Genomic DNA, 12,885 nt, shown 5'->3' with positions numbered 1-12,885 from the left:
GAGCAGACAGCTGTGGGGGACATACGCAGACGAGGAGCCGTCGCCCTGGGGATCACCGTGTTGGTGGCCCCGCTCACCGTGGCGCTCGGCACCGGCAGCGCTCAGGCCGCGTCGTGCTCGACGCAGACCGGGCCGTATCAGAAGCAGGTCGAGAAGTTCCTCGGCCGCCCGGTGGACGGCAAGCAGTCGGCGGCCGACTGCAAGGCCATCAAGGCCTTCCAGACCAAGCACAAGATCACCCCGAACGCCGGGTACGCGGGCAGCGTCACCTGGGGCGTCATGAACCTCATGAACAAGCAGAAGGCGGTGGGCGACAACCCCAACAAGGCGGGCAAGTGCCCGACCAACAAGGGGCGGATCGCCTGTGTCGACCTGACGCTCCAGCTCAGCTGGATCCAGGACGGCAAGGACCTCAAGTACGGCCCGGTCCCGGTGCGCACCGGCCGCGACGGCCACGAGACCCGTACGGGGCTGAAGAAGGTCTACTGGCGGGACATCGACCATGTGTCGAGCCTGTACGACGTGCCGATGCCCTACAGCCAGTTCTTCGACGGCGGTCAGGCGTTCCACTCGGTCGGCATCAGCGTCTGGTCCCCGCCGGGCTCCCACGGCTGCGTCAACATGACGAAGAAGGACGCCGTGAAGTACTGGGACATGCTGCGCAAGGGCGACGAGGTCTTCGTCTACGGCCGCAAGCCCGGCACCTGATCCGCGGCGACCGCCGCGCCCCACGCCGTTCTGGAAGCGGACCGGGGCGCGGCGTTCTGTTGTGAGCCGCTGGTAAGCGCAGGGGTGACCAGGTCAGGGTGGTCCAGGCGCGCAGCAGCCATTCCAGCGGGCCGTAGTGGTGCCGACGCAGCCACCAGCGGCTCGCGGCCGCCTGCGCCGTGAAGAGCACGAGGGCGATGGCCAGGACAGCCAAAGGCGGGACATCGCCGACCAGGGCCAGGCCGTAGCCGGTGAACAGCAGGGCGCAGACGAGGGACTGGGCGAGGTAGTTGGTCAGGGTCATGCGGCCCGCCGGGGCGAGCAGCGCGATCAGCCGGTCCGCGTACCGGCCGCGGGCGAGCCTGAGGACCGTCGCGGCGTAGGCGGCGGCCAGCAGCGGGGCGGTGACGACGTCGATGCCCATGGCGAGGATCTGGTACGGACTGCCCGGGTGCTCCAGACTCGCGTGGGCGTAGACGACACCGCCGAACAGCCCCAGCGTGAAGCCCGCCCACTGGAGCGACCCCAGCGTCCCGCGATGGCGGGCGATGTCCCCGAGGGCCTGGCGCCTTCCCGCCGCGAGGCCGAGAAGGAACGCTGCCAGGGCGGCCGGTGCCTGGAAGAGGACGAGCAGGATCAGCACGTCGGGAAGCTGCTCCAGGTGGGCGGCGACCACTGATGCCGGGCCGCCGCGCAGCGCCTCGGTGGCCCTTTCGGCACCGGCCGCCGTGGCCGGGTCCACTCCGGAGCCGCCCGCCGCATGGGCGGAGAGCGCGAGTACGGCGTACGCGACGGCGGTGAGGACGAAGAGGGCGGCGGCGGTGTACACGGCGGTACGGGGCCGCAGGTGACGGGCGGCCAGGAGGATCAGGCCGAGTACCGCGTACGTGGTGAGGATGTCCCCGGGGAACAGCAGGACCGCGTGCAGGGCACCGAGGACGAACAGGCCGGCCAGGCGCCGCAGGAAGCGGGAGGCGAAACGTGCGCCGTGCCGTTCGGCGGAGGAGAGCTGGAGGGTGAAGCTGTAGCCGAACAGGAACGAGAACAACAGGAAGAACTTGGCCTCGAAGAACACCGTGACGAACCATCGGACCGCGTTGTCGAGCGGCGAGGTGAAGCCGGGGTCCTCCAGGCCCGTGCCGTGGTAGGCGGAGGCCAGATAGCCGATGTTGACGACGAGGATGCCCAGCAGGGCGAACCCGCGCAGGGCGTCGACGTGGGCGAGGCGTCCGCCGGCCGCTCGGGGCGGGGGTGCGGTGGTCGCGGTGGTCACTCGGTCCCCTTGCGGTCGGTGATTTGCTCGACGAAGTCGCGCTGGTGGGCGAGGAATCCGACGGCGTACAGGCGCCGGGGGGCGAAGACGGCGGTCAGGGTGAGGCGCGGCTCGGAGTTCTCGACGGCGTTGTCGACCAGCGAGTGGGTGGCGTCGGGGTAGTGCCGCACCGTCAGGGAGGCGGGCGGCAGGATGCGGCGGTAGGCGGCCTCGGTGTCGGCGACGTCGACGTTGGTGTCGTGCCCGGCCAGCACCAGGAGCGTGGGTGTGCCGCGCATGGCGCGCAGGTCCTCGCTCGCGTTGGAGCGGTAGTTCTTGGTGATGAACCGCCAGCGTTCGGCGGTCATGCCGTCGTTGTCGGGGACCGCGGTGCGGTACTGCTCGAAGGTCGCGCCCTGCCGCAGCAGGCGCAGGGTCGTCTCGCGCCGTCGCAGCGCCTTTCGCGTCTCGTCCTGGGTGGCGCCGTCCCGGCGCAGTTCGGCGAGGAGGTTGTAGCGCCCTTGCCGTTGCCAGTCGACGGCCGGTGAGACCGCGATGACGAACCGGACGGCGCGGTCGCGGGCCGCGACCTTGGGCAGCACCCACCCGGCCTGGCTGGCTCCCCACAGGCCGACGCGCCTGCCGTCGATGTCGGGGCGGGTGCGGGCCCAGGTGATCGCGGCGAGGGTTTCGTCCGCGCGATCGTCCATGCTCTGGTTCTGCCAGTTCCCCTCGGAGGCTCCGACGCCGGGCTTGCTCAGGGAGAGCGAGGCGTAGCCGGCCTTGGCGAACGACTCCCACAGGGGCCGGTAGAAGGTGTCGTGCGTGGCGTCGACAGGCCCGTCGCCGTGGACGAGGACCACCAGTCCGAAGGGGCCGTTGCCCTTCTGCGGCCGGGCCAGGACTCCGTCCAGTTGCCGACCGTCGTGGCGCACGGTGATGCGCTCCTCCCGCAGCGCGTAGGTGTTCTGCCAGATCGCGACACCGACGGTCCCCGCACCCACCAGCAGTACCGCGACCAGCGACCACGTCAGGGCGCGCCGTCGGCGCCGCACAAGCGGAGTCATCAGTCGGTTCATCTCTCCCCCAAAAAATCTATCGTTTCTGATACGTTCGTACTTAGAATGAGCGTAGTAAGGTCGATAGTGCAAGGGTGGGCGCCCCGGCCCGCCGTGCGGAGGGAATGCCGATGGAGCCGATGGACACCCCGCCGAGGGGACACAGGCCGGAGAGTGTGGATGGCCCGACGAGCGTGGATGGCCCGGAGATACGCAGGGGCATCCCGAAGGGCAGCGAGACGCGCGTGGCCGCCCTGTACTGGGAGGCTTTCGGGCGGAAGCTCGGGGCCGCCATGAACCCACCGGACAAGGCCCGCGCCTTCCTCGCGTCCCATCTCCACCACGACCGCGGTGTGGCCGCCCTCGTCGACGGCGAGGTGGCGGGGGTGGCCGGCTACCAACTCGCCGAACGCGCCCTGATAGGCGGCGGCGCGGGCGACATCCTGGCCGCCTACGGGACCTTGCGCGGACTGCCCCGCCTGGCTCTTCTCGCCCTGATGGAACGGCGCCCCGCCGAGGGCGAACTCGTGATGGACGGCATCGCCGTCGCCCCTGAGCACCGCGGCAAAGGCATCGGCGGCCTCCTGCTGCGCGAGATCGCGGGCGTGGCCGCCGATCACTCCTGTCGGCGGGTCCGTCTCGACGTGATCGACGTCAACCCGCGCGCCCGCGCCCTGTACGAACGCCACGGCTTCCTCCCCGTACACACGGAGAAGACCCCCTACCTGCGCAAACTGATGGGGTTCGGCGCCGTGACGACCATGCACCGGCCCATCGCGCCGGGCATGACGACGAACCGCCAGGAGGCTTGATGAGCACCGTTCCCACCCGACTACTCGTCCACGCCCTGGTCCGCGAGGACGGCACCGTCGACTCCGGTGAGCTGTACGCCGTCGCCGGACTTCTGGGCATGACCGACCAACAGGTCCGCCTCTGCATCAAGCGGCTCGTCGCCGAGGGCCGCTTCACCCACCAAGGACGTGGCCGCAAGGCTCTGTTGAAGGCCGTCGCCGACTTCACCGGCTCGATCACCCCTGACGTCGCCTACGTCCGCCACGCCTACCGCCAGGACCACGGCCTCGCGGCCTGGGACGGTGTCTGGCACCTGTTCGCCTTCGCCATCCCCGAGTCGAACAGGACCTCCCGCGACACCCTCCGCGACACCTTGCGCCACCTCGGCGCCGCCCCGGTCCAAAGCGGCCTCTACGTCAGCGCGAACCCCATCGAGGAACTCGTCGAGGCGCAGGCCCGCCACCTCGACGTCGCCCACGCGGTCACCTGCCTCACCAGCACCGACCTGCGCGTCGGGGGCCTCGATCACCCGCCCGCCCTGGCGGCAGCCCTCTGGCCCTTGGGCGACATCGCCGCGCGCCACGACCGCCTCGCCGGTCTCGCCCAGGTGTACCTCGACCGTCTCGCGAGGCCGGACGGCCCCACCGGGCCCGAGCAGCTGGCCATGTTCATCCAGCTCGCCGCGGCCTTCAGCCACGCCATGGAACCGGATCCCCTCCTGCCCCCCGAGCTGCTCCCCCGGCCCTGGCCCGGGGCCCACGCCCGCAGGCTCACGGCCGCGTGCTGGACCGCGCTCTCCGAGACCGGCGCCCACGCCCCTGCCGGGGCCCCTGTCCCGCGCCTCTTCGTCCAGTACGAGGACCTGTTCGCCTCTGTCCCCGAGCGCCTTACCTGAGGGTCAGGGCCCGCTGATCGGCAGGATCGCGCTGACCAGGAAGCCGCCGTCCGCGCGCGCCGTGGTCGCGATGCTGCCGCCCAGAAGGTGGACGCGCTCGTGCAGGCCGACCAACCCGTGACCTCCGCTCGGCAGCCCCAAGGGCTCCGCGCCGTCGGAGGCGGGGCCGTTGCGAACCTCTACGAACAACTGATGGCCCTGGTCCTGAAGGCTCACCCAGACCTTCGCGCCGGGCGCGTGCTTGCGTACGTTGGTCAGAGCCTCCTGGACGATGCGGAAGGCGGCCCGCTCCACGGCGTCGGGGCATGTGCCACACGCCGTCGCCTCGATATCGGCGTCGATGTCGAGCCCGCTTTCGTCGATGAGCCGGGGCAGGTCGGTCAGGAGGGGTTGAGGGGTCAGCTCGCCGTCTCCGCCCGCGGCCTTGAGAAGACCGACCATGTGCCGCAGTTCTTCCAGGGTGCGCACGGACAACGTCCGGATGGCGTCCGCGGCTTCCCTGACGGCGGGGTCGGCGCTGCTCACGCGCAGTGCGCCCGCCTGAAGGCTGATGAGACTCACTTGGTGGGCGACGACGTCGTGCATCTCCCGGCCCAGCCTTGCCCGCTCCGTGGCCAGCACCTGCCTCGCCGCCAGCTGGTGTTCCCGGGCTCGGCTCTCGGTCAGTTCGCGCAGGCGCGTGGCGAGTTCCGCGTGCATGGCGACGGCGCGACCGAGTGCGACCGGGACCAGGGATATGAGTACGGCGTTCTCGGCGTTCAAGTTCTCCCACCCTTGTTCCGCCAGTACGCCGAGGGGATAGGGCAGGTAGTGGGCAACGGCGACGAGCAGAGCGCAGGAGATCAGCAGACGGCGGTCGGAGTGCCGACGAGCCACGGTGTAGAGAGCGACCATGGCGGCGAACCAGCCGGTGCCCAGGTATGCACCGGGCACGATGGCCAGGAAGACCGCCATCGGCGCCCGTCGGCGCGCCAGCAGCGCGAAGCCACCTGCCAGACCGATCATCACCTCCGCCGGCGAGGACCCCAGCGGGCCGATCGACACGATGGTGTCGACGAGGGCGAGGGCCACTGGCAGAAGCAGGAACAGCAGGCGTCTGTGCTGTTCGGACAGCCGGTTCCTCACAGCGGTTCCTGAGAGCCCGCGGGGTCGCAGCCGGCCAGGCCCGCCCGCACGGCCAGCACCGCGGCCTGGACCCGGTTGAGCCCGCCGAGTTTGCCGAGGATCGCGCTGACGTGGTCCTTCACGGTGCCGTGGGCCAGGTGCATGTGCTGGGCGATCTCGGCGTTCGACAGTCCCCGCGCGACGAGCGAGAGCACCTCGCGTTCGCGGTCGGTCAGCTGCTTCAGGGCGCACTTGGCGGTCTGGGCGCCGTCGGCGCCCTCCACGAACCCCCCGACGATGGTGCGGGTGACCCACGGGTCCAGGGTCTGTCCCCCCGCGGCCAGGACCCGGACCGCCCGGGCGAGCTGCTCCGGTTCGGTGTCTTTGAGCAGGAATCCGGACGCACCGTCGCACAGGGCGCTGATCAGGTATTCGTCCGCGTCGAACGTCGTGAGCATGGTGACGGCCGGAGCCTTGTCGCCCAGTGTCGACTTGAGGCGCCTGAGCACGGTCAGCCCGTCCACGTCCGGCATCCGGATGTCCAGCATCACCACGTCGGGGCGGTGCGCGAGAACCGTGTCCACGGCCTGGCCGCCACCGCAGTCACCCACCACCTCGATGTCCGGCGCCGCCGCCAGGATCATCCGCAGACCGGAACGCACGAGCTGTTCGTCATCGACGACGACCACCCGGATCGTCCCCTCATGCCCTGGTTGTCCCACGTGCCAACCGTAAGCCGCGGCCAGGTGCGGCGCCTGCGGTGAGCGGGGGGGCGGCACCCGCGCCCCGCCGATCGGCGGGGCGACTCCCGACGGCGGGCGGATCCTGCGCCCGGGGGCAGCGGGCGAGGGTGGTTGCACAAGGAACGCACAGCAAACGGAACCGCCCAGCGTCCCCTTTCACCGTTTCCTTTCCGCCCGCTCAGCTCTCCCCTCCACTCAGGTCAGCTCAGCTCAGCTCAGCTCAGCTCAGCTCAGCTCAGCGTCAAGCAAAGGAGCACACCGATGGCCTGCCAGCTCACCGCTCCCCCCATCGAGGACACCGGTCACGAGCGAACGCCGCTGATCGTCCGCAACGGCGGTTTCGCCCGCGTCTGGGCCGCTCAGCTGCTGAGCCAGAGCGCGACGCGTATGTACCAGATGGGTGCCTTGTGGTGGCTCATGGGCCAGGTGGCCGCGGGGGATCGCGGGCTGGCCTCGGGGCTCTTCCTGATGTCCGCGGCGCTTCCTCCTGTGGTGCTCGCGCCGGTCATCGCACGTGTGATCGCCCGACACCGCAGCCGGAGCGTGCTGAGTGGCGCCGCGCTGGGCGGGGTGGTCCTCACGGTGACGCTTGCGGGCTTCGCCGCACCGGCCGGAATGCCCACGCTTGCCGTCTGTCCCGTCATGTTCGGTCTGGCCGCCTGCCAGGCGCTGTTCGACCCGTGCCTGACCAAGGCCATACCGGAACTGGTCCAGGATCGCGACATCGAGGACGCCACCGCGTTCGAGCAGGCGAGCTTCTCTCTGGTGGGCATGGCCAGTGCCCTGCTCGGCGCGGTCCTGGTCGAGCTGATCGGTCCGACCGGAGTGGTGGGGGCCGGCGCGATCGCCTACCTGGGCGCCGCCGTCTGTCTGCGCACCGTCCGCTTCCATCCGCTCGGCGGCGAGGCACAGGAGGAGGTCTCGTCCGGGATCGGCCAGGCCTGGCGGCTCCTGTCCGGGCTGCCCTTCATCAAGCTGGCACTGGTCTGCTTCACCGCGGCCAACTTCTTCATCACCGCCACGTTCGTCGTCCTCCCCCTGTACACGAAGAACGTGCTCCACGCGCCGGCCTTGACGCTCGGCCTGCTGGAGGGCGCGCTGTGGCTGGGCATGCTCGTCGGCGTCTTCACCGGCAAGCGGCTTCCCGGGCACCCGGGACCCGTCGGCGGAGGATGCGTGGCGCTCTTCGGGGCGGCCACCGTCGTCCCCGGCATCGTGCCCGACCGGACCGCACTTCTGGTGTGCCTGGCTGTGGCCGGCTGGTCCGTGGGCGCCGTGAACGTGGTCTTCGTCGCCGCCTTCCAGCGCGCTGTGCCCACCGCCGCGAAGCCGGTGTTCTTCTCCGCGATGCTGGCGCTCCTCGGAGCGGGCTTTCCCGTCGCCGCCTTCGTCTTCGGGCTGGCCGGCGACCTGCTCTCCCCGCAGAGCCTCTTCCTGGTCCAGTCCGCCGGACTGCTGCCGATCGCCGCCGTCCTCGCGTTCCGCAGCCGCCGCGGCACCCACCTCCGTACCACTGTCTGAACCACTCTCCGAAAACCCGCCCCCTGCCTCTTGATTCCCCACCTCGCATCTCGCACCCCGCACCGAAGGGACACACCTTGACCGCCACCGTCGAGCGTCCACACCTCGCTCGCCCCTTCTCGCACACCGTCCTGATCGACTCCGCGGCGCTCGACGACGTGACCGTCCTGCTGCGTCTGTACCGCACGGTGTACGGCGACGCGTACCCGCTGCGCCTGGGCACGGACCCGCAGGCGATGACCGCCGCCCTGACCGATGCCGCCGTGCAGTGGTGGGTCGCCCGTGACGTGGCGACCGGCGCCGTGGTCGGATCGGGGCTGCTGCGCACCGACCCCGTCGCGCGCATCGGCAAGGTCGAGGGAATCGCCGTCCATCCCGACCGTGGCGGCGAGGGCATCGCGGGCCTGCTGCTGGATGCCCTGGTCGCCTCGGCCTTCGGCCCGCTGGGGCGGCTGGACTCGGTGTACGCCACCGCTCGCTGTGTCTCACCTGCCGCACAGCGCGTGCTGCTGCGGCACGGCTTCCAGCCCATGGGCCTGCTGCCCGGCGCGGTCAAGCTGCGGGAGACGGAGACGCTCGCCCTGCTGGTCCGCTACCGCGACGGGGTTCCCGCCCCTCGCAAGGCGCTCGGCCGCGTCCCCGAGGAGGTCGCCGCCCTGCTGGCGGCCGCCGGAAGCCACGGCCTTGACGTCAGCTTCGACTTCGACTTCGACCCGGACTCGAACTCGGACTTCACGGGCGTACGCCCTGAGCCGTCTGTCGAGCGCACCTCTTCGCGGTCAGGCGCCGGGCTTGACGTGAGCCAGGACGCGGCGCTGGTCCGTCGGCGTTACGCACGGGCGCACACCCGAGAGACCGGCGTGGCGCTGCACCAGCCGAACACCCTGCTCGCCTCGTCGGACGGCAGGTACGAGCAGTTCGCGGTCATCGACCCCACCGCGGGCAGCGGCCTCCTCCTGGGCGGCCCTTCATCCCTGGACTCGCCGGAAGCGCCGGAAGCGCCGGAAGGAATGCTCGGCGAGGTCGTCCAGGCGATGGCGGAGCGCGGTGCGGCGTACGTCGAGGCGGTGCTGCCCCTGCACGACCGGCGGCAGATCGAGCGGTTCCTCGCGTACGGCTTCGCCGCCGGCGCCGTCTACCCGGCGATGCGCCTCAAGGACGGTGTCTGGCACGACTACGTCGTACTCAGCCGCACGACCGACCGCCCCGATACCCGCTCGCTCTGCGTGGACGACCGGTTCACCCCATACTTGAAGCTGCACGGCCGGTCGAGCCGGGGGGACGCATGATGCCCCAGTCCTCCGCGCCGGCCGCACGGCCCGCCCACCAGAGGTACTTCGGTTCCCTTTCGGTCCCCGATCCCGAACGGCTCGCTCACGTACAGCGGTTGGGTGACCTGCGCGACCCCTACGCCACGGGCACCGACATCGACAAGCTGTTCGCCTCGGCTCTAGACGAGACCTGTCGCTGGCACGCGGAGAGGTCGTCCTTCTATCGGAGCGTGTGGAACGCCCGTCCGAGCCGGGACGCAGGGTCCGTGCGGACGCCGGACGACGTGGCACGGGTCCCGCTGATCCACGCGAACTTCTTCAAGGCCCACGAAGTGGTGTCCGTCGCCCCCGAAGACGTGTCCATGCACCTGACCTCCTCCGGTACCTCCGGCCAGAAGTCGCAGATGTTCTTCGACCGCTGGTCGATCGGTTCCGTGATGCGCATGGCCGCCTTCGTTCTGGACCACTACGGCTTCGTCACCCCGGACCAGCCCACCAACTACCTGCTCTACAGCTACGAACCGACCGGCCGGCTCAAGCTGGGCACCGCCTTCACCGACGACTTCCTGTGCGACCTGGCCCCCGTCAACGAGCGCGCCTACGCACTGCGCGCGGTCGGCGACGAGCACGTCTTCGACGCCTTCGGCTGCGTGAGCGCCTTGCTGCGTTACGCGGAACAAGGCCTGCCCGTACGGCTGTTGGGGTTCCCCTCGTTCCTGTGGTTCACCCTTGAGCGCATGCGTGCCATGGGCATCCCGCCGCTGAAGCTGAGCCCGGACTCCTTCGTCTACCTCGGAGGCGGCTGGAAGGGCCACACCGGCCGCCAGATCAGCAAGCACGAACTGTACGACCGCGTCGAAGAGCAGCTCGGCATCCCGCACGAACGCGTCCGCGACAGCTACGGAGCGGTGGAACACGGTGTCACCTACGCCGAGTGCGCACGGCACAACCTGCACGCGCCGGTCTGGTCGCGGATCTTCGCGCGCGACATCAGGACACTGCGCCCCCTGCCCTACGGCGAGAAGGGCTATCTGCACTGCGTGGCGCCCTTCATGACGTCGGTGCCGGTGCACAGCGTCGTCATGGGCGACCTGGTGTCGATCCACCCGGGTTCGGAGTGCGGCTGCGGGTTGGAGACACCGTGGTTCGAACTCCACGGCCGCGCCGGCACCACTACCAATCGCAGCTGCGCGGTCGCCGCAGCGGAACTGCTCAAGGAAGCGTCATGACCCCCATCGCGCAGGATCATCTCCAGCAGGGCCAGAGCCCCCAGGACCATCTCTGGCAGGGCTCCTGGATCGACGACACCGAAGCGGACAAGCGCCTCGCGGAGCTTCCCGTCCTGGTCGCCGACGAACTGGCGCGGCCCCTGCCCGCCCGCCGAGTCGTCGCCGCCTGCGACCGGTTGAGCGGCATCCTGAGCACGCCGGACCACCCCACCCGTACGCGGCTGGCCGAGCACCTCGTGGCCCACGGTCACGATCCCGACGCGGCCGAGCAGAGCCTGACCGAGATCGCCGACTTCCTGCGCCGCGACGGCCTGGAGCGGAAGGTCTCCGTGGAGCTGGGCGGCACCGCTCCGCAGAGCCTGGCGCGGACCGACTTCCGCGCCCCGGTCTTCGAGTCCTGGCAGCCCGTGGGCCTGCTGACCCACGTCACGGCCGGCAACGACCCGATCGTCGGCATCTTCAGCGCCGTGGAGGGCCTGCTCGCCGGCAACATGAACGTCGTCAAGGTCAGCGGCAGCGACTCGCTGTTCACCCACCTCCTGCTGGAGGCGCTGAGCGCACTCGACCCCGACGGCCGCCTCGCCGCCCGTCTGATCGTGCTGCGATTCCCCTCGTCGCGCGCCGACTGGCTGAAGCGCGTCTGCGCCCCGGCCGACGCGGTGGCCGCCTGGGGCGGCGAGGAGGCGATAGCCGGAGTGGCCGCCCAGGTGCCGAAGGGCTGCCGCCTGATCGCCTTCGGCCACAAGATCTCCTTCGCTTACGTGACCCCCGCCCTGTGGGACGACCAGCAGACCCTGCACGGCATCGCCGACAGCGTCTGCCGACTGGACCAACAGGCGTGCTCCAGCCCCCAGGTCGTCTACCTGGACACCGACGACCGAGCGGAACTGTCCGCGTTCGCCGACCGTCTCGCCGATGCCCTGGACCGCCGGGGAGGCGCCCTGCCGCCGCCCCGCCCCACGCCGCGGGAACAGGCCGAGATCACCACGACCGTGCTGGTGGCGCGATCGGAGGAACACCTGGGGCTCACCCGGGTCCACGAGAGCCCCGCCGGATCCTGGCGCGTCCTCGTCGACCACCGGAGCGCGCTGCGCGCCTCACCCCTGTACCGCACGGTGTGGGTGAAGCCCCTCCCCCGCACCCGGATCGTCACGACACTGCGCCCCATGCGCCGCTTCCTACAGACGGCCGGGCTCGCCGCCGCGCGCGGTGACGTCCCCGAACTCGCGTCCACGCTGTTCACCGCCGGTGCGCTGCGCGTGACCCCTGTCGGTTCGATGCTGGACAGCTATCCGGGTGAACCGCACGACGGCCTCTATCCACTGCAACGCTACAGCCGCCGCGTCAGCGTCCGCCTCGACGACCGCTTCGCCCACGACACCCGCCTGGACGACCTGCGCCGCCGCGCCCCCGGCGAACCCGTGCCCCCGCTCCGGCAGCGGCCCGACGCCACGGGTCCCGTCCTGACCAAGGCCGACGTCCAGCGGCTCACCACCCACATCCCGTCCGACAAGGCCCAGCTCCACCTCTCCAGCGGCGGCAGCAGCGGGACCCCGGCGGTGTCCGTCTACACGTACGCGGACTTCCGCACCCAGTTGCGCCGCGCCGGGGAGGGGCTCGTCGCCGCCGGGCTGGATGTGCGCGGCGACCGCGTGGCGAACCTCTTCTACGCCGGTGACATGTACGCCAGCTTTCTGTACGGGCACGGCCTGCTGGAGCAGATCGGCGCGGCCCAGCTGCCCGTCTGCGCCGGCACGGACTACAGGCGGGACGCCCGGTTGATCGTCCGGCACCGCGCGAACACCCTGATGGCTATGCCCTCGTACATCTGGCAGCTGTTCCAGCACGCCGGTGACGTGCTGGGCGAGTACCGGGGCGTCAAGAAGATCTTCTACGGCGGTGAGCACTTCAGCGCCGAGCAGCGCGCGCACCTCCAGGAACACTTCGGTGTCGAAGTGTTCCGCTCCTTCGTGTACGGCGGCACGGACCTCGGGACCATGGGCCACCAGTGCGCGAGCGCCGAGGGCAGCGTCCACCATCTGTTCGACGACCTGTTCACCCTGGAGATCCTCGAAACAGACGCCGACCGGCCGGTCGAGAACGGCGCGACGGGCCGACTGGTCTTCACCCCGCACACCCGTAGCGCGCCGTCCATCTCCCGCTACGAACAAGGGGACTTGGGGCGCTGGGTCGAGGGTGCGTGCGAGTGCGGCCGTACCACTCCGCGGTTCGAACTGCTCGGCCGCACCGGAGACGTGGTCCGCGCCGGTACGTACTTCCTCAACTACCGGGTTCTGGCCCGCATCGTCGCG

The 12,885-nt window shown here is 70.6% G+C and carries 10 protein-coding genes and 1 pseudogene; 7 read left to right on the top strand and 4 right to left on the bottom strand.

Annotation, left to right across the window (positions count from 1 at the left end):
* Positions 1-12 precede the first annotated feature (12 nt).
* Positions 13-708, top strand: a complete 696-nt coding sequence (locus tag CP975_RS33475) for a L,D-transpeptidase family protein (protein WP_055532966.1) — start codon at positions 13-15, stop codon at positions 706-708.
* Here the strand turns inward: CP975_RS33475 and CP975_RS33470 are convergent.
* Both CP975_RS33470 and CP975_RS33465 read right to left on the bottom strand, forming a co-directional pair.
* The gene (locus CP975_RS33470) at positions 617-1,981 is read right to left on the bottom strand and encodes a DUF418 domain-containing protein (protein ID WP_150477674.1); all 1,365 of its coding nucleotides are present in this window, start codon (positions 1,979-1,981) and stop codon (positions 617-619) included. The genes CP975_RS33475 and CP975_RS33470 overlap by 92 nt on opposite strands.
* Positions 1,978-3,027, bottom strand: coding sequence for an alpha/beta hydrolase family protein (locus CP975_RS33465; RefSeq protein ID WP_055532987.1), 1,050 nt, complete (start codon positions 3,025-3,027; stop codon positions 1,978-1,980). The genes CP975_RS33470 and CP975_RS33465 overlap by 4 nt, the downstream gene beginning before the upstream one ends.
* 185 nt (positions 3,028-3,212) lie before the next feature.
* On the opposite strand from CP975_RS33465, the gene CP975_RS33460 reads away from it, so the two are divergent.
* Positions 3,213-3,830, top strand: coding sequence for a GNAT family N-acetyltransferase (locus CP975_RS33460; protein WP_246201715.1), 618 nt, complete (start codon positions 3,213-3,215; stop codon positions 3,828-3,830).
* Complete coding sequence (locus CP975_RS33455) at positions 3,830-4,705, top strand: PaaX family transcriptional regulator C-terminal domain-containing protein (RefSeq protein WP_150477673.1); 876 nt, start codon at positions 3,830-3,832, stop codon at positions 4,703-4,705. The genes CP975_RS33460 and CP975_RS33455 overlap by 1 nt, the downstream gene beginning before the upstream one ends.
* Before the next feature lie 3 nt (positions 4,706-4,708).
* On the opposite strand, the gene CP975_RS33450 is transcribed toward CP975_RS33455, so the two are convergent.
* Positions 4,709-5,830 carry a sensor histidine kinase gene (locus CP975_RS33450; RefSeq protein WP_055530890.1) on the bottom strand — a complete coding sequence of 374 codons (1,122 nt, stop codon included), beginning with the start codon at positions 5,828-5,830 and terminating at the stop codon, positions 4,709-4,711.
* Positions 5,827-6,531, bottom strand: coding sequence for a response regulator (locus tag CP975_RS33445; RefSeq protein WP_281292898.1), 705 nt, complete (start codon positions 6,529-6,531; stop codon positions 5,827-5,829). Before CP975_RS33445 ends, CP975_RS33450 begins: the two co-directional genes overlap by 4 nt.
* Positions 6,532-6,813: 282 nt before the next feature.
* On the opposite strand from CP975_RS33445, the gene CP975_RS33440 reads away from it, so the two are divergent.
* The 4 genes and pseudogenes from CP975_RS33440 to CP975_RS36705 form a co-directional block, all read left to right on the top strand.
* A complete protein-coding gene (locus tag CP975_RS33440) occupies positions 6,814-8,073 on the top strand; it encodes an MFS transporter (RefSeq protein WP_055530892.1) in 1,260 nt (419 codons plus the stop codon).
* Positions 8,074-8,150: 77 nt separating this feature from the next.
* Positions 8,151-9,362, top strand: coding sequence for a GNAT family N-acetyltransferase (locus CP975_RS33435; RefSeq protein ID WP_055530894.1), 1,212 nt, complete (start codon positions 8,151-8,153; stop codon positions 9,360-9,362).
* Positions 9,359-10,573, top strand: a complete 1,215-nt coding sequence (locus tag CP975_RS33430) for a LuxE/PaaK family acyltransferase (protein ID WP_246201714.1) — start codon at positions 9,359-9,361, stop codon at positions 10,571-10,573. The genes CP975_RS33435 and CP975_RS33430 overlap by 4 nt, the downstream gene beginning before the upstream one ends.
* Positions 10,570-11,901 (top strand): annotated as a pseudogene (locus CP975_RS36705) (acyl-CoA reductase); the annotation flags it as partial. The gene CP975_RS33430 and the pseudogene CP975_RS36705, both read left to right, overlap by 4 nt.
* Between the last annotated feature and the right edge of the window lie 984 nt (positions 11,902-12,885).

Origin of the sequence: Streptomyces alboniger (assembly GCF_008704395.1) — a bacterium.
Lineage (GTDB): Bacteria > Actinomycetota > Actinomycetes > Streptomycetales > Streptomycetaceae > Streptomyces > Streptomyces alboniger.
The sequence above is the reverse complement of the archived record's forward strand: the minus strand, read 5'-3'. Positions and strand labels throughout refer to the sequence as shown.

Coding starts and splice junctions, on each gene's coding strand:
- CP975_RS33440 (WP_055530892.1), top strand. CDS start 6,814: ATGGCCTGCCAGCTCACCGCTCCCCCCATCGAGGACACCGGTCACGAG.
- CP975_RS33465 (WP_055532987.1), bottom strand. CDS start 3,027: ATGACTCCGCTTGTGCGGCGCCGACGGCGCGCCCTGACGTGGTCGCTG.
- CP975_RS33430 (WP_246201714.1), top strand. CDS start 9,359: ATGATGCCCCAGTCCTCCGCGCCGGCCGCACGGCCCGCCCACCAGAGG.
- CP975_RS33455 (WP_150477673.1), top strand. CDS start 3,830: ATGAGCACCGTTCCCACCCGACTACTCGTCCACGCCCTGGTCCGCGAG.